We start from the raw sequence: 24,068 nt of genomic DNA on the forward strand, positions 1-24,068 counted from the left end.
TCTTCGCGTCAAATTTGAGTTGTCTGCAAAGCTAACAAACCAGCACCGTAAGCAGGCTCATACCTCGGAAAAATCACGTTTACATTAGGAAACTTCTTAACAAGAGACACTGCAAATCTTTCATGGATCTTGCATCTACCGCGCCATACACTTCCTGTTGTGACTACTTCTAAAACTGAGTCAGGACTAAAAATTGCATCAATTACTGTAGATGTAGCTTTCACTAACTCTTTTACAGCATCATCAATTATAATATTCGCTACTATATCACCTGAAGCTGCTGCCAAATCTACAATTGGTGCTAAAGCTGCTATCTGTTTAACTCCCCATTTTCGCCGATATACTACTTCTATTAAATCTTCTATACTTTCCAAATCAAGATGCTGTTTAAAACCTTCTATCAAACTCGTGGATATTTCCCGTCCATCATAAGATTTTAATGCTGCGTTCATGGCTGCGATCGCAATTTTATAGGCGCTACCTTCATCTCCTAAAATATAACCCCAGCCGCCGACTCGCTTAGTATGTCCTTCATGATTTCGGCCGAAAACTATCGAACCAGTACCTGCTGCAACTACAATTCCTACAGGCTGACCAATTCCACCAACTAAAGCAATTAAAGCATCATTACAAATTACAATATTCTCTGCTTGCAATGCCCAAGCAATAGGCAATTTATTATTCAGTAACTCTTTAACTAAACCTTTCACTACTTCGATATCTGTTGCACGACCTACACCTGCTAAACCTAAACATATTGCATCAATATTCACAGAATTTGTAATTATTGCTGCCTCAACCGTATTTTTAATTGCAGATTGAATAGATTGTAGAGTGGCTTCGATACCTATACTTTGATAATTAGATGGGCCTGCTTCACCGTAACCTAGCACTTGACGCAAATCATCCATCAAGACACAAACAGTCTTGCTACCACCGCCATCTACCCCCAAAACGTAAGTCATATGCAGTCCTAAATCATCTTGTAAAATCCCCATTTCTTATCTCTCTGTGTTCTCTGCGCCTCTGTGGTTCGATTAAAATTCTATTTTTTATAACTCATTTAGGATTGCTGATTTTGACGCTTCGATTCTTCCTTTAAAGGAATAAAAAAGATAGCAATCATCCCAGGAATAGTAAACAAACAGACCAAGACAAAAAATAATGGATAGCCAAAAGATTTTTGGAGATAACCGCTAACTAATCCAGGTAACATCATTCCTAAAGCCATAATGCCAGTGGATATGGCAAAATGAGAAGTTTTATATTCGCCTTGAGAAATATACATTAGATAAACACTAAAAGCCGTAAATCCAAAACCATAGCCAAATTGTTCTAATGAAACCAAGGGATATATTAATTTTAACGAAGGTTTAGCATAAGCCATATATACATAAAATATATCAGGTAAGTTTAATGCCAAAGCCATAGGAAATAGACACTTTTTTAATCCATATTTTGAAATTAGCAAGCCTCCTAAAATTCCTCCACAAATCAGAGATATTACCCCAAAAGTACCGTAGACTAATCCGACATCTGACGTTGAAAGCCCTAAGCCTCCTACTTCTGGTTTATCCAATAGAAACAAAGAGGCTATCTTGACAAGCATCGCTTCGCCAAATCTGTAGAGCAAGATAAAGGCTAAAATACTGATAATTTTATCTTGAGCAAAATATGAGCTAATGATTGACCAAAATGGTATATTTTCTCTAATTTGTATTTGCCGTTGATTATCTGATTCGGGTAATGGTAAAAATAGGCGATGGGAAATAAACAGAATTGCTAAAATTAAAGCTGAGAACCCAATAGCAATAGTCCAACTTAGAGGAATGTTGTTGAGAGATACTTCAAGCTGACCCGCTAAGACTACTAATATTCCAGAACCGAATATAACAGCCATTCTATAAAATAGTGAGCGAATGCCGACAAAGAAGGCTTGTTGTTCTGGAGATAAAGCCAGCAGATAGAAACCATCTGTGGCAATGTCATAAGTTGCAGAAATAAATGCTCCTATTGTTAATGCTATAAGGGAGATGAAAAAGAAATTTGGCAGTTGTAATGAGAAGGCTATCAAACCCAAGCAGCAGAACATGGCAAATTGGGTATAAAGTATCCATTTACGTTTGGTAGAGTAAATATCAACAATTGGGCCCCAAAACATTTTGATGACCCAAGGTAGATAGAGGAAGCTTGTCCAAAGGGCAATTTGGGCGTTATCGATTCCGAGTTTTTTGTAAAAGATTACGGAAACTGTGTTGATGATAATGTAAGGGATGCCGGAGGTGAAATAGAGGGTAGGGATGAATGTCCAAGGGGAGGTTGTTTGGTGTTTCATGGATTTGGGGAACGAACCGCCAAGTCGCCAAGTGCGCCAAGGGAAGATTAAGAGAGGATGATGCGTTTGATGCCGTCTTTGAGAAGGGGGACGTTAAAGTTGATGAGAAGGGCTAAGGGGTAATTAGTCATTTTAAGGTATGAGAGGACTTGAGCTTCGTGGATTGGGGCTAAATTTTGAACAGCTTTTAATTCCACAATTAAACAATTGGCAACTAGAAAATCTAATCTCCCCTTGCCTACTTCATGTCCTTTGTAATTCACTATTACCCCCTTCTCAACCACATGAGGTATCCCGCACCTGAAAAATTCTATAATTAGCGCCTCCTTATACACCTCCTCCAAAAACCCAGGCCCCAACACCCTATGCACTTCAATCGCCGCCCCAATCACAGCGTAAACTAGTCTATCCACCTCCTCACTTGGCTCCCTTCTCTTGGCGTCCTTGGCGTCTTGGCGGTTCGTTTCCATCAATCCCTCTCCAACCCTATGGCAAAATTTATTAAAGTCCTTCCTTAGTTTTCCCGCATGACCGCAACCATTCCCAATCTCCCCAGTCTCTACGACCCCTTTTCCACCGAAGCTAAGTGGCAAAAATTCTGGGAAGACAACCAAGTTTACAAAGCTGACCCCAACAAAGGCGGCGAACCCTACTGCATCGTCATTCCCCCCCCGAATGTCACCGGCAGCTTACACATGGGTCACGCCTTTGAAAGTGCCCTAATTGATACCCTCGTGCGCTACCACCGGATGCAGGGACGCAATACCCTATGGCTACCCGGAACTGACCATGCCAGCATTGCTGTGCATAGTATGCTGGAAAAGCAACTCAAAACAGAGGGTAAGACTCGCTACGAATTGGGGCGCGAAAAATTCCTAGAACGCGCTTGGCAATGGAAAGCAGAGTCTGAGGGAACGATTCTGAATCAGCTACGACGCTTAGGTGTCTCGGTGGACTGGTCACGGGAAAGGTTTACCCTGGATGAAGGTTTATCTAAAGCTGTTGTCGAGGCATTTACTCGTCTTTACGAAGAAGGCTTAATTTATCGTGGTGAATATTTAGTTAACTGGTGTCCCGCTTCTCAGTCGGCTGTGTCTGATGTGGAAGTAGAAAATCAAGAGGTGAATGGAAATCTCTGGCACTTCCGCTATCCCCTCACCGATGGTTCCGGTTTTGTAGAGGTGGCGACAACTAGACCAGAAACCATGCTGGGCGATACAGCAGTAGCAGTTAATCCCAATGACGATCGCTACAAACATCTCATCGGTAAAACTGTAACTCTGCCCATTCTACAACGAGAAATCCCGATCATTGGCGATGAATTTGTTGATCCTACCTTCGGCACGGGTTGCGTGAAGGTGACTCCCGCCCATGACCCGAACGATTTTGACATGGGTAAGCGTCACAATCTGCCGTTAATCAACATTATGAACAAAGACGGCACTCTCAACGCTAATGCTGGGGAGTTTCAAGGACAAGACCGCTTTGTTGCTAGAAAAAATGTGGTTTCTCGCCTAGAAGCAGATGGCTTTCTGGTGAAGATAGAAGATTATAAACATACCGTTCCCTACAGCGATCGCGGTAAAGTACCTATTGAACCTCTCCTCTCAACTCAATGGTTCGTCAAAATTCGCCCCTTAGCTGACAACACTCTCGAATTCCTCGACCAGCAAACTTCTCCAGAGTTTGTCCCCCAACGCTGGACTAAGGTTTATCGTGATTGGCTAGTAAAACTCACTGATTGGTGTATCTCTCGCCAATTATGGTGGGGACACCAAATTCCGGCTTGGTACGCTATCAGTGAAACGGATGGGCAAATTACCGATAATACGCCGTTTGTGGTAGCGAAATCGGAAACTGAAGCTTGGGAAAAAGCTAAATCACAATTTGGCGAAAATGTCCAGCTAGAACAAGACCCAGATGTATTAGATACTTGGTTTTCTTCTGGACTTTGGCCGTTTTCGACTTTGGGCTGGCCAGAACAAACTCAAGATTTAGCAACTTACTACCCAACTACTACTTTGGTAACAGGCTTTGATATCATCTTTTTCTGGGTAGCCAGAATGACCATGATGGCTGGGCATTTTACGCAGCAAATGCCTTTCCAAACAGTTTACATCCACGGCTTGGTGCTGGATGAAAAAGGTCAGAAGATGTCAAAGACCAAAGGTAATGGCATTGACCCATTGTTATTAATTGACAAATATGGTACTGATGCCCTGCGCTATACCCTAATTAGAGAAGTAGCTGGCGCTGGTCAAGATATCCGCTTAGAATACGATCGCAAAAAGGATGAATCGGCATCTGTAGAGGCATCCCGCAACTTTGCAAACAAGTTGTGGAACGCTGCCCGTTTTGTGATGATGAATTTGGATGGACAAACGCCGCAGCAATTGGGGAATCCAGTAGCCACCGAATTGAGCGATCGCTGGATCATCTCGCGGTATCATCAAGTTATCAAACAAACCACGAATTACATTGATAATTACGGTTTAGGGGAAGCAGCAAAAGGACTCTATGAGTTTATTTGGGGTGATTTCTGCGATCAGTATATTGAACTGGTGAAATCCAGATTGCAAGCAGATGCCGATCCAGTATCGCGGCGGGTAGCACAGCAAACCCTCGGCTACATCTTGGAAGGAATTTTAAAATTGCTTCATCCGTTGATGCCTCATATTACCGAAGAAATTTGGCAAACTCTCACCCAACAACCAGCAGATTCCCCGCAAACTTTACCATTACAAACCTATCCCCAGGTAGATGCAAACCTAATTGATCTAGCTTTAGAAGAACAGTTTGAATTAATGATTGCTACTATCCGCACAATTCGGAATTTGCGCGCAGAAGCGGATATTAAGCCAGGGGTAAAAGTGACAGCGAATTTGCAAACTGAAAGCGAGAAGGAGCGGGAAATTCTCACTGCTGGACAGTCTTATATTAAAGATTTGGCGAAGGTTGAGACTTTAACTATTACTGACAAACAAGAAAATCAAACTGTTGCTGCGAAAAAACCTCAAAGGGGTTTGAAGACAATTGGCTTAATTATTGTGGCCATTGTCTTTGGTAGATTGGGTTTAGCTGCGGGAAATGCCATTGATGACATTCCCATCGTCGGAACTTTCTTTGAATTAGTTGGTTTTGGTTACACAGCTTGGTTTGCTAGCCAAAATTTACTCACTGCTGAAGCGAGACTTAGGTTATGGGGACGCTTTTTCCCGCAAACAGAGTTAGGGCAACCACAAGAACCAGAAAATGCGATCGCAGGTGTAATTGGTACAATACAAGTGCTAATTCCTCTTAATGGGGTAGTGGATATTGAAGCTGTGCGTGCCAAACTAGAGAAAAGCCTAAGTAAAGCTGAAGCCGAAGTTCAATCCCTCAGCACCAGATTAAACAATCCTAGTTTTGTGGATAGAGCCAGAGCCGATGTGGTACAGGGAGCGCGGGATGCTTTAGCAGAAGCACAAAAACAAGTGGAAATTTTGCGCGATCGCCTTGAGGCATTGTCTTAGGTATCGCCTGCATGACTTAGGATAACTGTAATGGGTAATGAGAGTGTCAATAATTCTCGATTACCCATTACCAATTAACAAGGATTCAAATATCAATTCTGGAACTTATTATTTTATTAAATTTTTTTGAATTTTGAGAGAAGTCGGAGCATCAGCTTCCGGCGTAAGCTTTTTTGCCGCTTGTCGCAGGCATCTCAACTTAGGTGATTTTGAATTGGAGCGAAGCAACTCTTATGCTATATCTAGCCCAGGTGCGTAAAAACGATTTTTTAGACCAGCACCAGTTACGCTTGTTGGCGCGTCAAGAAGCTGATAACTTGTGGGCGATAATTCCAGAAGAGGCTTTCATTCTGCTAGGAAAGGGAAAGAGTATGAGTGAGAACTTGCTTGTTTTAGTAGAACTTTCTTCAACAGGCGACATTGAAAGAATAGAAGACGCTACCAACTGGGTACTCCACTTGGTACAAAACTACCTCACCATCGGCATTACCCCAGAATTTTTGCAGCACGAAGCCGAGCGAGCAGAACATTGGCGACAATCCTTGACGTTGCAAAACCAAGATTTAGCGAGGCGTTCCTTAGAATTGGAAGCTCGTCGTGAACAAATTCAAGCCTTAGAAGAAAGCCTCAAACGCGAAAAAAACGGTTATCCTCAACAGGAAAGTTAAAAGCAATGCTTTTGAAAGTCGCGTGGCGGCTGGGACAACTTGGTAACTTTTCCCAAAATTAAGGTTTTAGGTACTTTGAGGCTCGATAAATAAAAATTTTTACTTATATGGCGTAGCTGAATAAAGCGCAACATCATACATAATCACTACAAGTATGCTGTATTCTTAACTTCACCGATAAATTGCTTTTCCAATAAATGCTTAATTTTATTTCCTCTTTGCTTTTGGCTCAAGCAGAACCTTCTCCAGCATCTGAACCCCAGGAAATCTTCATTCCGCAACAAACAAGACCTTTACCTGGCCATCTTGATGCAATACCAGTATTTAACAGTAATAACCCAGAAGTAGTTCAGAGTGAAGGTATTCTGCTGTCTACGTTTCCTCCTCAAGGCAAAAAAGTGCCAAGCGCACACCTGAAGTTTCTATGGAAGGGACGCTTTGATTTGTTTTCTCATCATATTGCTCGCGCCATTGAGACTCCAAATGATTTGCGGACTCTTTATTTGGGGGTGATTGTTTACAATCCCAGCGATCGCCCTGCAACTATAAATATATTGCAAGCAGCCAGTTATGTTAGTCAACCTGATGCACCTTTTCTCAAACTTCCCCCCATACAGTCAAATAATTCGGGAAACATTTATGCTGGCCCTGGCGATCGCGTCATGAATGATATGCTACGAGGAAAACGGCAGTCAGGATGGCCAGCCCAGTTGGTAATTCCACCAAAACAAAGCCGGATGTTAATGAATCATCCAATTCCAGTGCGTCCTTTAAAACCACCATTAAATGGACGTTCTACTTTGTTGCGTTTGTACAGTGATAGTCCAGTTTATATGGCGAACTTAGCTATGTTTGCCAAACTAAATCCAGATGCTACTGAACGAGCGCCCACTTTAAAAGAATGGGAAAACTTGTTAGAAAATGGTGATTTTGCGGGGCCACGTGAACCTGCTCCTAGCCCTCCAAATAATCTGACAGCGACAGCAGAAATTTACGGTCGGGTAGCGGCGGTAGCTGTTGGCTCTCGTTGGCAAGCACAAGTTACCGACTCCAATAGTTCATACCTGACAATTCCCGCTTCAGGACAAGCTTTTTCATACGGTTTAAGCACCCTTTTAGCAGGCAAAATGGGTACTGGACAAAACCAAACTGCCAAACTCGCGGTGCGTTATCCTGGTACTGCTTACGAAGCTCATGGCAACTACGGTATTGAATATAACATCTCGCTCCCATTAATCAACAATACCGCCAAACTACAAACTGTAAATGTGCTTTTTCAAACACCTATTAAAGAAGACGACTTAAGTAAACCTGGGCTTCGCTTTTTTTCACCACCCCAACCATCCGTCTTTTTTCGTGGCACAGTTCGTATTCGCTACAATGACGATAATGGCTTACCCAGAACCCAATATTGGCATTTAGTTCAACAACGGGGACAGATGGGAGAACCGCTTGCTCAATTAAAAATATCTCCAGGACAGCTGCGAATGGTAAAAGTAGATTTTCTCTACCCACCAGATGCTACGCCCCCTCAAATGCTGACAATTCAAACTGTAGACCAAAAATAAGGCAAGGGATGCAGAGGTTATATAGTTATCAATGTTGATGAATTATGAGTTAAAGGAATTTTTTAACTCATAACTCTTACTAAGATGCCAATAATTGCCGAATCAATCTAGCTACAGCTTTTTGTGTGAAGCGGTTGGCAATTTGTTGACCTAAACGTTGTACATCTGAATTTACCAATAACTGGGCAATTTGATTTGCAAGTTGCAGTGGGTCAAAACCTTGTGTTTCTCGGAGAATACCTAATATATGTTTGATATGCTCTAAGGTTTGTTGTTGCTCAACTGTCGCTGCGGGAGTTTCATTAACTGCTGTCAATCCAACTCGTTCTCGTAAGAGGGAGGTGAAGTTATGCAAAACGTTTTTACTTAAAGCATCAAGTCCATTAACAGATTCATCTACTAGCTTGTCAAGAATGAAAGCACCACGTTCTGAGGACAGAAATTCTATCCCCTGATTCAGAACTAAATTAAAGTCGTAATCTTGACTGTTACGTGCATTTTTTAATAAGTTCTCTAAGCGATTCCAGCGAAATCTGCCATCTTTAAATAGCAAATCTTGCAATGATGCTCTTAATTGCGGTGCTTGGTCTGTTAACAGGCGTTTAGAAACGTAGGGATAAGCTTCGCTGAGGACTTTAAAAGTGGGATCTATAAATATTGCAATCCCTTCGAGAGTCACAAGAGAACGAATAATTAAGGCGTAGTAGGGCGGTACGCGGAAAGGATACTCATACATCAAAGCCGATAGTTCATCGGTGATGCTTTTAATGTTAAGGTCGGCAACGCTGGCTCCTTGGGCATCAGCAAAGACTCTGGCAAAAGCTGGGATAATTGGGGTTAAATCGGTTTCTGGCGATAAGAAGTCTAATTTAACGTAGTCTTTTGCTAATCCTTCAAAGTCGCGGTTGACGACGTGGACGATCGCTTCAATTAAACCATAACGCTGTGGTGGCTTAATCTCGCTCATCATTCCAAAGTCAAGATAAGCCAATTTGCCATCTGGTGTTGCTAATAAGTTACCAGGGTGGGGATCGGCGTGGAAAAATCCATGTTCTAGCAACTGGCGCAAAGAACACTGGACACCCACTTCAATCAGATAACGAGCATCTATGCCTTGGGCACTAATTTCTTCTGTCTGGGTTAATTTAATACCGTTAATCCATTCCATCGTCAAAACGCGACGATTGGTATATTCCCAGTAAATTTTCGGTACGTAGATGTCTTTTATGTGACCATATAACTCGAAAAATCTTTCGGCATTTTCACCCTCGTGAATATAGTCCATCTCTTCAAAGATGCGATCGCCTAATTCATCGAGAATCCCAACTAAATCACTTCTTACCCGTTTGAATGTTTTCTGCACCCAAGCGGCGATGTTACGCAAGATATACAAGTCGATGGTGATCCGCTCTCTTAAGTCGGGGCGTTGGACTTTTACGGCAACTTCTTCACCAGTTTTTAGCTTACCTTTATATACTTGTCCCAAGGAAGCCGCAGCAATTGGCTGGGCCGAGAGTTCGGCGTAAACCTCTTCTGGAGGTGCGCCTAGTTCTTCCTTGATAAACTGATAAGCAAGTTCGTTGGGAAAAGGTGGTAATTGGTCTTGTAGCTTGGTTAATTCTTCTAGAAATACGGTAGGAACGAGATCCGGTCTAGTGGACAAAGCTTGGCCAATTTTGATGTAAGCAGGCCCCAGTTTGGTCAGCAATACTCGTAACTGAATGGCTCGGCGGCGGTCATTTTTGACGACAATTCCCCGTTTACTATCCGACCACAACCCAAAAGCAAAGGATAGAGCCGGCCCCAACACTGCGAAAATCCGCCGGACAACTTGTATGGGTCTGTTTTGGTAATGCGCCGCTATGACCACAGGATCATAAAGAATCTCAGGTTGGGCTGTTGTCCTGATCTTTTGGGCTGCTAAGAGTCTTGGCGAACGCACAACTAAGCTCGGTGTACCATTCTCTTCTGGCACTATATCTATAACGTCCAGTTCACCTCGGCTATCTGTGCCGTTGCGACTGTCCTCCTGAATCGGTCGGGAACTAGGGGGAAGTGTCTTAACAATCATGAAAAAGGCCACCAGTCAGAACGATCACATTAAAAATTGTAACAATATCTTTACGAATTGGGAATTGGGGATTGGGAATTAGAAATTAGCAGGATTCAACTAATTTTTTCTATTACCCATTATCCATTACCCATTACTCAAAGGTTTGCTACACTTAAACGGGCATACTAGTTCAATAGTATTAGGTATTGCTAGTTGCTGGAAAATCATACTTATTGTCCTGTAAATTAGAATTATCCGGCATCTGCCCTTATGGAGAATTTGGCTTGATGTTGCTTTGCCTGCGAATTGAAAACTTTGCCTTAATTGACCAACTGGAATTGGAATTTGGCGCGGGACTAAATGTGCTGACAGGTGAAACCGGCGCTGGAAAATCGATTATTTTGGATGCCATTGATGCCGCTTTAGGCGGTAAAGTCTCTAGTCGAGTCATTCGCACAGGGACAAGTCGAGCGATGGTAGAAGCAACTTTCACCTCAAATGCCCCCCTAGCGGCTTGGTTGACTGAACAAGAAATAGATTTGCTTGATGAAAATTCTGTAGTTATTAGCCGAGAAATCACAGCCACTGCTACTAATATCCGCAGTCGATCGCGGGTGAATGGTGTGTTAGTAAATCGGCAGATTATGGGAGGAATGCGCGATCGCTTAGTGGAAATCACAGCCCAAGGTCAAACGGTACAAGTGGGACAATCTGCCCAAGTCCGCGACTGGTTAGATTTATATGGCGGCGACTCTTTAATGCAGCAGCGTCATAAAGTCGCTACGAGTTTTAATACTTACCAACAGGCCCATTTAGCATTAGAAAAACGCCGGACATCAGAACGGGAACGGTTGCAACAACTAGATTTGCTCACTTATCAAGTGCAGGAATTGGGAGCAGCTAATCTCAATGAACCTGATGAATTGGAACAGTTGGGACAAGAACGAGAACGCCTAAATCATGTCGTCGATTTGCAACAGATGAGTTACAAGGTTTATCAGGCTTTGTATCAAAACGACAATGAAACCCCAGCCGCAGGAGATTTACTGGGAGATAGTGAGGCGATATTAAATGACATGGTGGAGTACGATACCCAACTGCAACACCTGTTGGAATTGGTTAGGGACGCGCAAGCTGCGGTAATGGAAGTGGGAAGGCAAATTAATGCTTATGGGGACGGTTTGGAAGCCGATCCACAGCGATTGGAAGAGGTAGAAGAACGGATTCAGGAATTAAAGCAAATTTGCCGCAAGTATGGGCCGACACTTACCGAAGCGATCGCTTATTACCAACGTATCCAAGGGGAATTAGCCCAGCTTAACGACAGCGAACAATCTATTGAAAATTTAGAACAGCAAGAAAAAGCGTGTTTTGAAAAACTCACCCAAGCAACTAATCAGTTAACTCAATTGCGAAGTAAGGCGGCTGCTAATTTAGAATCACGTTTGATAGCTGAACTCAAGCCTTTAGCGATGGAAAAGGTGAAGTTTCTGGTTGAGATAGTGCCTGCTTTCCCCACGGTTATGGGAGCAGATAAAATAACCTTTACATTTAGTTCTAACCCTGGAGAACCACTGCAACCTTTAACGGAAGTTGCCTCTGGCGGGGAAATGAGCCGCTTTTTACTAGCGCTGAAAGCTTGTTTTTCTCAGGTTGATGTGGCTGGGACAATGGTTTTTGATGAAATTGATGTCGGGGTTTCGGGAAGAGTCGCCCAAGCGATCGCTGAAAAATTACACCAGCTAAGTCAACGCAATCAGGTATTGTGTGTTACCCACCAGCCTTTAGTTGCGGCAATGGCCGATCGCCATTTCCGCGTCGATAAGCAAACTATCAATCAAGGCAAAGGTAAAAAAGCTAACAATGAGAACGCTGAACAACGTACCGTAGTCAGAGTTACTACCTTGGATAATTTAACCAGTCGTCGGGAAGAATTAGCACAGTTAGCTGGTGGTAAATCTGCAAGTGATGCGATCGCTTTTGCCGAATCTTTGTTATTACAAGCTGCTAATCATCGTCAAAAAATTAAAAATTAAATAGGATTTACGCAAGAGTTACGAAATAATAAACCGCAGAGGCGCAGAGGACACGGAGAAACCGGAGTTTGAGAGATATTTTGCGTAAATCCTATTAAAGAATACTTTGGTGCGTTACGAACTCCGCCCTAATGTACTGGCGTGGCAAGACTAAATTGTTGCAATAAATTTTCTTGTGGGGCGGGCATTTTGCCCGCCAATTAGGACAGTCTAGAAGCCCATCCCACAAGAGTTTGCTAATGCACAAATTTAGTCTTGACACGCCAATACATATATTTAGATTTTTTCACATAATCAAATTGAATTGCAATAGAAGTAATCTGCTCTTTGAAATTTTTAAAACAGCATTACTGTCTTTTTACTCATAATGACAATTTGTCAAGTCCGATTTATACCAATTTACATGAGCTTACTCTGCAAATTGCGTTAGTAAAATTATCTAAAGATTTGACATAAGCATCAAAAGATTTGGCACCAGCATCTAAAGATTTTTCATTGTAAAAATAAGTTAATTTTTTTATATTTATTATTAATATAACCAGGACAAATTACAGTATTTTTTTCATAAAAACACTCTGTAATTTAGTGCGAAAATCTCAAGATTAGCAATTCAAAAAACAATAAGAAAGCTACAGATAAAGCTTAATTGTGCTTTTTGACATTTATTAATGAAGCAACATTTATGTCCTAATAGGAGGATTAACTCTAATGGCATCTGATTCAAATTCTGTTTTTGGTAATCTCGTTAATGATGGTGATCAGGCTAGCAACCCCAGCGATCCTTTCGCACCTGGAGGTGCTTTTGGCATCCCAACGGCTGACAGCTTCGATCTTGATAAGTATGGTATTCCAAAAGAAGGTAGCTTCGACCTTGATAAGTATGGTATTCCAACTGAAAGCAGCTTCGACCCTACTAAGTATGGTATTGCAACTGAAGGCAGCTTTGACCCTTCTAAATTTGGTATTCCAAAAGAAGGCAGCTTTAATTTGGGTAGCTTTGATATTCCAACGGCTGATAGCTTCGACCCTTCTAAGTATGGTATTCCAACTGAAGGCAGCTTTGACCTTTCTAAATTTGGTATTCCAAACGGAGGCGGTATACCAAGTTTTGGTGGTGGTGGCCTAACTGCTTAGTGGCAATTGTATAACTTGAAGAGCAAATTCAAGTTATACATAATTCCAAAAGTCTGGGTTGCTCTATCTTTTAATTACGTGATATGCAAATTTCATTAAACAAAATCCCATCCAAGCAAGAGATAACAATTTTTGTAGCTCTTGCATAGGATGAGATTTTTATTATCTATGGAAGACTTAGTAGTGGATATAACTCCATCATCTAATACTGCCATTTTAAATTTATTTATACTCTTGCAAAGCTCCTAACTTACGAATTCCCGGCCAAATCATTGCTGTAGCAATCACTACTAAAATTGTACCAATTCCACCACCCACAACGGAAATCACCGGGCCAAATAAAGCCGCTGTTAAGCCTGATTCAAAGCCCCCTAATTCATTCGAGGCACTAATAAACACGCTATTAATAGCAGCAACTCGACCACGCAAATGATCCGGTGTTCTAATTTGAACCAATGTATGGCGAATCACAACGCTAATGCTATCTAGTGCGCCACCAAGGATCAGCATTAACATAGATAGCCAAAAGGAACGAGAAAGTCCAAAGATAATTGTGACAACTCCAAAGCCAACTACTGACCACAATAAGGCTGGGCCTGCTTTGCGTAACGGTGGTAAATATGCCAGGGTAATCGCCATAGTCAAAGCACCGATGGAGTGTGCTGCTTGGAGATATCCCAACTCCACTGGCCCCACGTGTAAAATATCTTTGGCAAAGATGGGGAGAAGCGCGATCGCACCACCCAACAATACTGCAAACATATCTAATGTAATCGCTGCTAAAATCAACTGATTTTGCCAAACAAATTTAGCACCAGCTGCAAGCGCTTGAAGTGAGATTGGTTCGGTTGAGCGAGTAACTTTTTGCTCTTTAATCGCTAGCGTTAAAATAAAACAGAGTAAAGCTGCGATCGCTGCTAATATATAAACCCCTGTAGCACTTCCCAGCAAAGCGATACCGAATCCCCCCAAGGCTGGGCCGATGACTGCGGCTAACTGAAAGCTACTACTATTCCAGGTAGCTGCATTGGTAAACGCACTAACAGGTATCAATTGCCACATCAGAGCATCACTGGCAGGTTTAAGAAATGCCCTTGCTACACCCGTTAATACCAAACAGGCGTAAATTAGAAAAATTGCCCCCTGAGTATAGGAAAGTACCCCTAAAGCTAGTGAGCAGAGAGCTAGCAACATTACCGAGAGTAACATGGTCACTTTGCGATCGCGGCGATCGGCAACATCTCCGGCAATTAAGGTGAGAACAATCATCGGTAAGACTTGCGCCAGTCCTACACCACCTAAAGCGATCGCTGAGTTAGTTCGCTCATAGAGTTCCCACCCAATCGCTACAGTTTGCATTTGCGACCCTACGAACAGCACCAGCCGTCCAATGGTAAATAGCCGATAGTCTCGAAACTTAAAGGCTGCAAAGGGATCGTGTTGTGCAACCTCAAAGTTATGGGGCTTTGAGTTCTGTTTTCTCGAAGACATTTTTTAGTAGAGTTAAGCCTTCTTCAATGTTGGAAATTTGGTCTTCGGAAAGACCTTTGAGCAAGTCGGTAATATGAGCGCGAGTTTGATCTTGGGATTGCTTGAGATGATGTTTTCCATCTTCAGTTAAATTGAGCAGCACCCGCCGCCGCTCTTGAGGATGAGCAATCCGTTTCACAAAGTCGCGTTGTACCAAGCGTTCTATAGTTGCTGATGCCGTGGCAGAGGTGACACCTAAATGCTCTGCTAAGTCAGATAATGAAGCACCAGGATTGCGGTTGATAAATGCTAGCGATCGCAACTGAGGTATAGATAAAAAAGCGGCACTATGGGCACGCATATCCGCTCGGATAAACCGCATCACTAATGGAACTGTCTCCATTACTCTAGCGGCACATTCTTCGGAAGTTGCACCTTGATTAGGTTTATCCAAGGTCATGGGCTTGTTGTTCTCCTAGTTACATGGCCACCCGTGGATAAAGTTTTCCACCAAGGATGGCCAAAATGATTAATGTGAATAAGAGAATTGTACAATCCAGACCAAAGCCATAGATGCTAGTGCCGTTTAACAGCATGGTGCTACGTAACCCGTCAACCAGATAAGTCAACGGATTTAAATGGGAAATGAACTTTAACCAACTGGGCATCAACGAGATCGGATAGATGGCATTGCTCGCAAAAAATAACGGCATGGTTAACAATTGTCCAATACCCGTCATCCTTTCTCGGCTTTTCACTAAACAGCCAATAATTAATGAGAAAATACAAAAAGAACCCGCTCCTAGTATGACTAGCAGCAGTACTTGAAGAATAGCTAGGGGATGAAGATTTAGTTTGACACCTAATAAAAATGCTAATCCGTAAATGAATATTACCTGAGATAAGCACCTCACCCCACACGCCAGGGCTTTGCCCAACACCATCGCCACGCGAGGCGTAGGACTAGCTAAAAATTTATGGACAATGCCTAAATCTCGCTCCCAGATTAGCGTCATTCCACCACTAAAAATTGCCACGAATAAAATACTCTGAGCCAAAATTCCAGCAGAAATGAAGTCTAAATAGGGTAAGTTCCCTGTAGGAATCGCGCGAGTTCGGGCGAAAACTTGTCCAAAGATTAGCAGCCATAAAGCTGGTTGTACAGCCCGAACGACTAAATCAGTGGGATCGTGGCGGAGTTTACGGATTTCTAATTCTGCGATCGCCAGGGTTTTTGTAACTAGCTCTTTAATTGCAGAGATCAAATTTACTCGGACAGTGGGTGGTGCTTTAACCCAACCGTTGAGCAGTACGTCTGGTTCTTGCTGTGTCACGGTAGTTCACTCCTGATGTTAACTGGTCGCCTGTATAGTGAATAAAGACATCATCCAAAGTTGCATTTGGGTTATTTAAAGAAGCTTTTAAGTCGCTTGGCGTACCTGTAGTAACAACTTCACCTTGCTGCATAATCGCCACTCGGTTACATAAGCTATCCGCTTCTTCTAAAAAGTGGGTTGTTAAAAATATAGTTGTGCCGTAATCAGCACAGAGTTGTAGTACAAGCTGCCATACTTGAGTTCGAGCGATGGGATCTAGTCCGACAGTCGGCTCATCAAGAAACAGAATTTGGGGTTGATGTAGAACTGATATGCCAATTTCTAGCTTGCGAATCATCCCACCAGAGTAGTTTCGTACCAAGCGTTTCGCCGCATCTTGCAAACCCATGTATTCTAGAATTTCATAGATGCGGCGATCGCGTCCTTTGGCAGGTATTCCATACAGCTTGGCGAAGATTAAGAGATTTTCGTACCCCGTGAGACTACCATCAGCAGAGAGCGCCTGGGGTACATAACCGATAGCCCGTCTCACAGGATTAGATTGACTAGTCACGTCATAGCCAGCTAAGGTTGCTTTCCCTGCACTGATAGGCAGCAAGGTTGTCAACATTTTAATAACTGTACTTTTCCCTGCCCCATTGGGGCCAAGCAATCCAAACACTTCGCCCTGTTCCACAGATATGCTCAGGTTGTTAACTGCGGTTAACTTACCAAAACGGCGTGTGAGTCCCTGAGTTTCCAAAATCAGTGGTTTTGGATCGCTAGCAGGTTGCGATCGATTTATTTTGCCCGTCAGTATTGTCACAAGTTTGATGCACTTCTATTAATTAGTAAATCTAACTATTAGCTTCTCAATAGATTTACCAGAAGTCAATAGACTTCTGGCATAAAGTTGAATCAGAGTAAAAAGAAACTCAGTAGAGTGGCGGCAAAGTTATTGATGGGCGAAGTATAACTGACAAATTAAGCGCAAAGACTTGTTAAGATAGCCAATAGGTGAGGAAATGTCCAGAATGCCTACTGCTGCCCAGCTAGAGAGTCTATACCGCATCGCCTATCAACTGACCTATGTTATGCTTCAGCCCATACATCTAGTTTGTGTTGATAATCGCACTCGCAATGTGTATTTATTAGCTGGTTATAGCGAAGAACTGGAGTTTCAAATTCTACCCAACGGGGAGTTTGCTGATGAGCTGCGTTAACTATGATGCAATGTCTAATGCCGAGTTGAGAGAGTATTTTCTCAAACATCGTAAAGATGAAACAGCATTTCAGGCGTACTTAAACAGAATTAACAAACGTCCACTCAGAATTATTGCATCTCTCAACGACCCTGATTTTGATGAAAAGGTTCAGATAGCTATTCGTCAAAAGTTAGAAGCTGCAAGAAATGGTAGCAACCAGCCGTCTAACACAGCATTGGAGCCAAAAGATCAAGATTGATCACAGTCTACCCATCGCCCGCAAGTTTTCTATATCTTGTTCAAAATCCTCGACCCCATAATGCACTGAAACTTGACGACTTGCGAGTAGATGCTGAAATGCTATACGGTTTATCCCTGCAAATCGGCTGGCTTGAGCAAGGGTTAACTTTTCTTTTTGAAAAAGCATCACCGCAATTTCCTGCTTCATTTCGCCTTCAGTCATCCGAGTTGCGGTTAATACTTCATTAGGAATGACGACGCTCATAATTACAATCCTTTCTATCACTACTATTCTAAGCAGCTTGGGCATCGCCAAGTGATAATCAGGTAACTTTACAGTCAGTGTTGGTAACTTAGGCTTCCACAAGTTAGGGTGTATATACAGAAATTTTCTGTCCACTGACTAGCTTAGATTGCTTCAGAAAGTACATGACAAAGGTATGTATTCATGGATATAGTTATTGATTCAAATGTCATAATTGCCGATCCTTGGTTCCGCTCACAAAAGATGCGAGTGCTTCTGGACTTCGCTGAGAAGTGTTTTTCAAAAGTGCTACTGCTTGAACCCGTTGAGATGGAAGTTCGTGCTCATTTCAAAAGAGAAGTGACTGCGGCAGCTAACAATATTGAAGCTGCGATTAAGAAGGCCGAACGAATAGGGATAAAAGATACACCTCAGTTTGATGCTACAGAAGTATTTAACCGCACATTTACTGCATGGGAGGAAAATTTAGAAAAGCTTGTCCGAAGTAGACGTTTGCTCCGCATTCCTCTTGAAGCTTCTGTTCTGCCTGAGGCGATGCAAAGAGCTACGGAAAGGATACCACCATGTACTGAATCTGGGAAAGAACTCAGAGATACCATTATTTGGTTATTGTTTATTGAAACTTGTAAAAAACGTAGACATGGACAGCAATATGTCTTCATCTCTCAAAATACAAAAGATTTTGCCGCCCCAGACAAAACTTCATTGCGTCAGGAACTTACAGCCGATCTAGCTCAAAATGGCTTAACAGCTTTATATTACCCTTCACCCGAAGCTTTCAACAAAGAACATGCAGAAAGATTTGAACATATAAATCTTGAGTGGGTTGAAGCGAGACTTAATTTGGATGAAATTATAAATAGTGTTCGTGAACGTTTAAAGGAAGATAGGAGTTCTTACTTTTGTATTTCTGATTCCGATTATCGAAATTATTATGAGCCAATTTTTGTAGAAAATATTAGGCATTTAAATGTTAAAATCACTGATCCAGTATATATTTGGGATTTTGATGATCAGACTATAGAAGTTAGTATAGGGTGCAGTATCGATGTAAAGGCAAGTGTAGAGTGTAGAAGAATTAATGCTCCAAGAAGCACGAACTTTTATAATGATTATTACGAAGACCTAGATGATGATTTTCCATCTACTCGTGTTTTTAATTGTTATGCTGAACTAGGTGCTGACATCTCGGCTACAGTGTCGGATGATTCACTTGAGTTTACCAACATTGAAGCAATCTATCCTATCTAACTGTAGGAAGCGATCGCCTATACTAATTTTCAGAGCGATCGCATCAAAAATTATTGAGAATATGGAAATCTCTAGGGAGATGGGTAAAAATACAGTTAAGTTGCTGGATGTAGTAGCACTGACAGTTGATCTGCCTGAATACAACCTGTACCGTGGTCAAGTTGGTACAGTAGTAGAATTATTAGCTGGTGGTGCTGCATTTGAAGTTGAATTTAGCGATCGCTCTGGCCGTACTTATGAATCTGTCAGTTTACACCCAGAGCAAATTATAGTGTTACATTTTGAGCCTGTATCCCCTGATTACGAATTATGAATTTTCTAAACATCTCTGGTTATCTTCAACATTTTATTTCCACCAGGCTGTAGCTCGTATTCAACATTTTCAATATCTATCTTGTAACCCATTGAAGTGTAATATTTTACTATTTTATCTAAATGTTGAGAATGTTTCCACATTAAAGTTATCAGGGGAAATATTCTGATTTCTTTAGCAATACGTAGCATTTCACCTATAGAATTTAGGTGAAAATTGTAATCTAGATGGTCTGAATATAAAAACAATAAATGTGAACACAGGGCTATGTCAAACTCTTGATTTTTAAATTCTAATTTTGGAAACTCATCAACTATGTATCTATTGCTTTTTTTGCCATTTTCATAATCAGACAGAAATTCTTTAATAACTTTGACTCGATTGTGTCGCAAATCATCTGGAGATTTATGATAGCCCCATACCCAATCTTTCGATGTAGCCTTGACTTGGTTAATGATGTTATCTACCACTTCATTGAATCGTTGCAATATCTCATCACCAGAAAATTGGTATAGTGGGTCAACAGAAACTACACTTTTACCCTGACGTGTCATTTCTGCATTAAAGCTTGCCGGGCCGTCCCCAATTCCAAGGATTTTTTTATTTAAATCTGCGTCTGTTAAATTGAATATTTTTATATATTCATCCATTGATCTCCCAAAAGGAACTACTTTATCTAGAACCATTGCCATAGAATTTACCTCGTCAAGAGACTAATTAAACAGGTTGATAGCAAAATCAAAAAACTTTATGTATTGCTAGACGGCAATCATTTAGAAGCAAGTCAAGTTCTTTTACAACTTTCAACGGATTTCTACCTATAAACACAGCAGCTAATGCAGCTTCATAAGGATTTCTACCTGTTTTTTTGACAGCAGCGATCGCAGCTTGATTTGATAGTCCTCGGACACTAACTAGCCATGCCGCTAATACATGTCCAGTACGTCCAATTCCACCAGAACAATGTACAACGACTTTCTCATTTTGTTTATCTGCTTCTATTAAGAAAGGAAGTATTTTTTGTGTGAGGGTTTCTAAATCAGATAGATGGAAATCTACAATTGGTGCCCAACATACTAGCTGATTACCAAATTCCTGTTTGTAGGTATCCAGAAGATTAGAGTAATAAGCTAGTTGTTGATTGGGAAGAAGGCAACAAACTCGCTTAATATTTTGACACTTCATGAATTGTATCCAATCGTGAACCTGCTTATTAGTGTATCCAGGTCGCGCAGCACCAAATACTATTTGCTCGTTCTCCCAAGCCGGGGCAAACTTATACATCTTTAAGTAGGTAGGCACAAATAATTAATTTGATAACACCACATCTTTACGCAATTTGAGATTTTGAATGCGAGTATCTTCTGCGGGTGGCACATCTCCTTGAGAAAAGGGAATTTGCTTAAAGTTAGCAGCCAAATATTCGGCTAATGTATCTTGCTCGGAACCATCAACAGCAAAGGTGGCTAAACCTGTGCGTTTGCTCTTATCAGCATCTTTTGATGTCAAATCAACCCGTTCTGTTTTCCCAAAAGGATAGCCATCACCACCAGTTGCAAGGAAGTTGAGGGTAACAGTGCGGAAGATCCGATTAGGATCACCCACTAACTCGGCATTTTTAACTACTACATCAATAATTTTGCCCTTACCATCCTTGATAGCAAGGGATTTAACGCGCTTTCCTGCTGGCAAATCTGGGTCAAAGCTAAAGGTTAATCCCGCTACTTGGGGAAAACTGCCAGGGGTAGCGCCGGGTGCTACGGCTGCTACGCTGTGTTCAATGACCGCTAGTAGTTCTTTTGCACTCAGAGTAACTAAAGTCAAGCCATTGTTGAATCGTAGCGCATTGGTGATATCAAGTTGGGAAATTTCTTTTGCTTTCTTACCTGCTACAGGATTTGCTTGAGGTGGTAGTTTGATAACATCTTGTGAGCGAGTCGAACCAGGGGGAAAGGTGTAGATACCGATATTGTCACGGATACCACCGCCATTTTTGATGGAAATGACTGTCTTAGGATCGTATCGTTTAGCGATCGCTAAATTAGCTTCGGCTGTCAAATTCCCTAAATTGGTTTCTTGTGTACGGACATCACCGCGCCAGCCATTGAGAAAGACGTTGGTTTTCCCAAAAATTTTACCATCTTGGGCAATAATCACTTTTTGAAGTGCCTCTGTAATGGCGACAATTTTAGGATCGGGTTTCCCACCGACAGTTGCTACACCTTTAGAATCAGTCGCATAAGCACCACTGATTTTGGAGTCAATACTAAACGGAATAATCACTCCATTGGCATCAAAGTTAACTACTAGACGACCAACATAACGATAGTTTCCATCGGTATTAACTACGGCTATCGGATTACCATCTGCTGCTTTTGTGAGGATTGGATAAGTTCCAGCAGATTTATCACCGACTCGTAGACGGTCTGTTTTGTCGGCTAGTAAGGTATTAGAACCACCAGCAACAACGATATCTACTCCTTTAAGCAATTTTGCTAGCTTTTGCTCAATAGCAATTTGCTGCATGTGCGCCAACAGAATAACTTTATTAATATCTGGGTTTTTTGTCAGCAGTGCATCGACAGAAGTTTGAATTTCAGCAGCTAAGGCGGCGATGTCTGCGGCATTACGATCGCTAAATTCTTTAGGCAACACAGTCACACCACCGGGAGAGGAAATCGTCCGTAGAGTGGGAGTTGTCGCCCCAACTACACCAATCTTTTCACCATTAAGGGTAATGATGGTACTACGGGCAATTTTATTAGGAATTTTACTTGCCTCTTGTCCATCAGCAGTAACTAATTTTGCCAGGTCTTTATCAGTGCTGAAGTTTAGATTTGTGCTGAGATAGGGAAAATTTGTACCTGGGTAATCTTTTTTAGCACCGAGTAAATCGGCAACAACACCCGTACCTAAGTCAAATTCGTGATTACCAAAAGCGATCGCACTAAACCCAAGAGCATTTAAAATTAAAATATCTCCTCTTCCCTGTCCACCAAAAACTGGATCACTAGCAAATAAGAAGGGACTGGGAATATAGGCATCTCCAGATGAAAGGATTAAGGTATTAGGATAATCAGGCTGACCGTCACGATTAGCATCCTGATTTTTGAGTGCATTCAACACCGCCGAAAAGTTTGGTGCATCCTTCAGTGCTGGAACACCTGCTTCTTGGTCGGAAGTATGTAAAAGTTGCAGTGTGAATCCCGGTTTAGGTGTTGTTCTGACTTGCGCTACACCAATACTAGTTCCCAGAGAGAATAATATACCAAATATAACTAACGAACTTAACTGGTTAGTACTTAAATTTAGGCTATTAAGCTTACCGAAAAATCTATTTTTGGAATTTAACAAAGGCATAATAACTTTTAAACGTGTTATGTTAACTTGTAACATTATTCGGAATTAAAAAATTATTATTTATTAATTATTCACTTTTCCTTGCCAAACAATTTCTTTAACTTTGATTTCTTTCGGGATCAACTTAATGTTGTAGAAGGTATCTGCAATCTCTTGTTGTTTAGTAATCACTTCATCTGTGAGCAGAAGTACATCATATTCACGCCGCTTTTCAGCTATTTCCAACACACGAGCATCTATACCCAAAGCAGGGGAAAGAAATTTAGCAACTTCACTAGGATTATTTTTTGCCCAGTCACTAACTTTCTTCACCCTATCCAAAACTATTTTCAAAACATCAGGCTTGGCATCCACAAAAGATTTTGCAGCTAGATAATAACCACGATTGGGAGCTAATTCAGTTGCGTCTGCTAAAATGCGTGCGCCTGTTGCTGCTTCTGCTGCGGCTAAATATGGGTCCCAAATTGCCCAAGCATCAACCTTTTTTCCTTCAAAGGCAGCACGAGCATCGGCGGGTGGCAGACTTGCTGGCTGGATGTCACTGTACTGTACCCCTGCTTTTTCGAGCGCTTTCACCAATAGGTAGTTAGCATTCGAACCTTTGGCAAAAGTAACTTTTTTGCCCTTGAGTTCAGCCACACTTTTAATAGGTGAATCCTTGGGTACTATGATGGCTTCCGCTTTCGGACTCCAAGGATCGTAGGCAACATAAACTAGAGGAATACCCCCAGCTTGGGCAAATATTGGTGGTGATTCTCCGGTATAGCCAAAATCAATGCTACCTGCATTCAATGCTTCTAGCATTGGAGGCCCAGCCGGAAATTCTGACCAAGTGACAGAAGATCCTGAAGTTGCAAAGGCTTTTTCTAATTCTCCTCTCGCTTTCAGTGCATAGAGGACAGTTGACGCTTTCTGGTAGCCTATACGAATTGTAGTGCCGCTAGCTACAGCGCTGGGGCTAGCTGTCTGAGTTGTTTCATTGTTACTTGCGGTTGGAGAACAAGCAGAGATAGTCAAAGTTAAGCTAAGTCCCAATGCAAATAATAGGGAAAAGGTGTGGATTCTTTGCTGTTTGAACCTTTGGAGGAAGGCAAAAGCCATACCCAAAAATCGACTTGAAGAGAACTTAGTAAACATCTTGATTCTGCTTTCAAGGGTAAATAAATATCAGATTTCAGTGACTCAACGGTAAATCTACGACAAGTTTATTGATTCACCGTATTATAGAATGATAAAAATATCACATAATTACAGATGAAATGCAAGTTTATTCGTTGAAGAAAAAATTTTACTGAAAGTCATAGCAGTGTCAAATATAAATTCAATCAGCTCAGAAAGGATG

Annotated in this window: 22 protein-coding genes; 9 read left to right on the forward strand and 13 right to left on the reverse strand. The window is 41.7% G+C overall.

All coding sequences use genetic code 11. The features are described 5' to 3' along the window. Positions 1-8 precede the first annotated feature (8 nt). The 3 genes from V7K69_RS21585 to V7K69_RS21595 all read right to left on the reverse strand — a co-directional run bounded on the left by V7K69_RS21585 (position 9) and on the right by V7K69_RS21595 (position 2,805). Positions 9-965 carry an N-acetylglucosamine kinase gene (locus tag V7K69_RS21585; RefSeq protein WP_335038142.1) on the reverse strand — a complete coding sequence of 319 codons (957 nt, stop codon included), beginning with the start codon at positions 963-965 and terminating at the stop codon, positions 9-11. 98 nt (positions 966-1,063) lie between these two features. Beyond that, on the reverse strand, positions 1,064-2,335 hold the full coding sequence (locus V7K69_RS21590) for an MFS transporter (protein WP_335038054.1): 1,272 nt from the start codon (positions 2,333-2,335) through the stop codon (positions 1,064-1,066). A gap of 47 nt (positions 2,336-2,382) precedes the next feature. Next, complete coding sequence (locus tag V7K69_RS21595; RefSeq protein WP_229458083.1) at positions 2,383-2,805, reverse strand: GxxExxY protein; 423 nt, start codon at positions 2,803-2,805, stop codon at positions 2,383-2,385. Between the two features lie 57 nt (positions 2,806-2,862). On the opposite strand from V7K69_RS21595, the gene V7K69_RS21600 reads away from it, so the two are divergent. From V7K69_RS21600 to V7K69_RS21610, 3 genes are all read left to right on the forward strand, one after another. After that, entirely contained in the window at positions 2,863-5,847 is a 2,985-nt protein-coding gene (locus V7K69_RS21600) for a valine--tRNA ligase (RefSeq protein WP_335038057.1), read from the forward strand. A 233-nt stretch (positions 5,848-6,080) separates the two neighbouring features. Next, a complete protein-coding gene (locus V7K69_RS21605; RefSeq protein WP_174712906.1) occupies positions 6,081-6,515 on the forward strand; it encodes a hypothetical protein in 435 nt (144 codons plus the stop codon). A 197-nt stretch (positions 6,516-6,712) separates the two neighbouring features. Beyond that, complete coding sequence (locus tag V7K69_RS21610) at positions 6,713-8,083, forward strand: DUF3370 domain-containing protein (RefSeq protein WP_335038061.1); 1,371 nt, start codon at positions 6,713-6,715, stop codon at positions 8,081-8,083. A gap of 79 nt (positions 8,084-8,162) precedes the next feature. Here the strand turns inward: V7K69_RS21610 and V7K69_RS21615 are convergent, their stop codons facing one another. Further along, entirely contained in the window at positions 8,163-10,154 is a 1,992-nt protein-coding gene (locus V7K69_RS21615) for an ABC1 kinase family protein (RefSeq protein WP_335038063.1), read from the reverse strand. Positions 10,155-10,423: 269 nt separating this feature from the next. Between V7K69_RS21615 and recN the strand changes: the two genes are divergently transcribed. After that, positions 10,424-12,172 (forward strand): DNA repair protein RecN, encoded by a 1,749-nt coding sequence (recN, locus tag V7K69_RS21620; protein WP_335038145.1) that lies wholly within the window; start codon positions 10,424-10,426, stop codon positions 12,170-12,172. Positions 12,173-12,880: 708 nt separating this feature from the next. After that, positions 12,881-13,306: a hypothetical protein gene (locus V7K69_RS21625; protein WP_335038065.1), complete on the forward strand. Its 426-nt coding sequence runs from the start codon at positions 12,881-12,883 to the stop codon at positions 13,304-13,306. Between the two features lie 222 nt (positions 13,307-13,528). Here the strand turns inward: V7K69_RS21625 and V7K69_RS21630 are convergent, their stop codons facing one another. Genes V7K69_RS21630 through V7K69_RS21645 form a run of 4 tightly spaced genes read right to left on the reverse strand, consistent with a single transcriptional unit; the run spans position 13,529 to position 16,918 of the window. Further along, positions 13,529-14,797 carry an MFS transporter gene (locus V7K69_RS21630; protein ID WP_335038067.1) on the reverse strand — a complete coding sequence of 423 codons (1,269 nt, stop codon included), beginning with the start codon at positions 14,795-14,797 and terminating at the stop codon, positions 13,529-13,531. Then, the gene (locus V7K69_RS21635) at positions 14,763-15,236 is read right to left on the reverse strand and encodes a MarR family winged helix-turn-helix transcriptional regulator (RefSeq protein ID WP_012410989.1); all 474 of its coding nucleotides are present in this window, start codon (positions 15,234-15,236) and stop codon (positions 14,763-14,765) included. Before V7K69_RS21635 ends, V7K69_RS21630 begins: the two co-directional genes overlap by 35 nt. 19 nt (positions 15,237-15,255) lie before the next feature. After that, positions 15,256-16,110 carry an ABC transporter permease gene (locus tag V7K69_RS21640; protein ID WP_334900493.1) on the reverse strand — a complete coding sequence of 285 codons (855 nt, stop codon included), beginning with the start codon at positions 16,108-16,110 and terminating at the stop codon, positions 15,256-15,258. Continuing rightward, the gene (locus V7K69_RS21645) at positions 16,067-16,918 is read right to left on the reverse strand and encodes an ABC transporter ATP-binding protein (RefSeq protein WP_335038070.1); all 852 of its coding nucleotides are present in this window, start codon (positions 16,916-16,918) and stop codon (positions 16,067-16,069) included. Before V7K69_RS21645 ends, V7K69_RS21640 begins: the two co-directional genes overlap by 44 nt. Positions 16,919-17,126: 208 nt before the next feature. Here V7K69_RS21645 and V7K69_RS21650 point away from each other — a divergent pair, with 208 nt between their 5' ends. Continuing rightward, on the forward strand, positions 17,127-17,315 hold the full coding sequence (locus V7K69_RS21650; protein ID WP_335038073.1) for a DUF6888 family protein: 189 nt from the start codon (positions 17,127-17,129) through the stop codon (positions 17,313-17,315). Beyond that, the gene (locus V7K69_RS21655; protein WP_335038075.1) at positions 17,302-17,556 is read left to right on the forward strand and encodes a DUF6887 family protein; all 255 of its coding nucleotides are present in this window, start codon (positions 17,302-17,304) and stop codon (positions 17,554-17,556) included. Before V7K69_RS21650 ends, V7K69_RS21655 begins: the two co-directional genes overlap by 14 nt. Here V7K69_RS21655 and V7K69_RS21660 read toward each other — a convergent pair whose 3' ends face one another. Continuing rightward, the gene (locus V7K69_RS21660; RefSeq protein WP_335038077.1) at positions 17,557-17,802 is read right to left on the reverse strand and encodes a UPF0175 family protein; all 246 of its coding nucleotides are present in this window, start codon (positions 17,800-17,802) and stop codon (positions 17,557-17,559) included. 183 nt (positions 17,803-17,985) lie between these two features. On the opposite strand from V7K69_RS21660, the gene V7K69_RS21665 reads away from it, so the two are divergent. Continuing rightward, the gene (locus tag V7K69_RS21665) at positions 17,986-19,053 is read left to right on the forward strand and encodes a PIN domain-containing protein (RefSeq protein WP_335038080.1); all 1,068 of its coding nucleotides are present in this window, start codon (positions 17,986-17,988) and stop codon (positions 19,051-19,053) included. A 79-nt stretch (positions 19,054-19,132) separates the two neighbouring features. Next, entirely contained in the window at positions 19,133-19,366 is a 234-nt protein-coding gene (locus V7K69_RS21670) for a DUF4926 domain-containing protein (RefSeq protein WP_335038148.1), read from the forward strand. A gap of 5 nt (positions 19,367-19,371) precedes the next feature. Here the strand turns inward: V7K69_RS21670 and V7K69_RS21675 are convergent, their stop codons facing one another. The 4 genes from V7K69_RS21675 to V7K69_RS21690 all read right to left on the reverse strand — a co-directional run bounded on the left by V7K69_RS21675 (position 19,372) and on the right by V7K69_RS21690 (position 23,863). Continuing rightward, positions 19,372-20,058 (reverse strand): SAM-dependent methyltransferase, encoded by a 687-nt coding sequence (locus V7K69_RS21675; RefSeq protein ID WP_335038083.1) that lies wholly within the window; start codon positions 20,056-20,058, stop codon positions 19,372-19,374. A gap of 46 nt (positions 20,059-20,104) precedes the next feature. Further along, positions 20,105-20,650, reverse strand: a complete 546-nt coding sequence (locus V7K69_RS21680) for a protein-tyrosine phosphatase family protein (protein ID WP_335038085.1) — start codon at positions 20,648-20,650, stop codon at positions 20,105-20,107. A gap of 24 nt (positions 20,651-20,674) precedes the next feature. Further along, positions 20,675-22,726, reverse strand: coding sequence for a 5'-nucleotidase C-terminal domain-containing protein (locus tag V7K69_RS21685; protein WP_335038088.1), 2,052 nt, complete (start codon positions 22,724-22,726; stop codon positions 20,675-20,677). Positions 22,727-22,789: 63 nt separating this feature from the next. Then, positions 22,790-23,863, reverse strand: coding sequence for a sulfonate ABC transporter substrate-binding protein (locus V7K69_RS21690; protein WP_335038090.1), 1,074 nt, complete (start codon positions 23,861-23,863; stop codon positions 22,790-22,792). Positions 23,864-24,068: the final 205 nt, after the last annotated feature.

The sequence above is a fragment of the Nostoc sp. genome (assembly GCF_036917775.1).
Lineage (GTDB): Bacteria > Cyanobacteriota > Cyanobacteriia > Cyanobacteriales > Nostocaceae > Nostoc.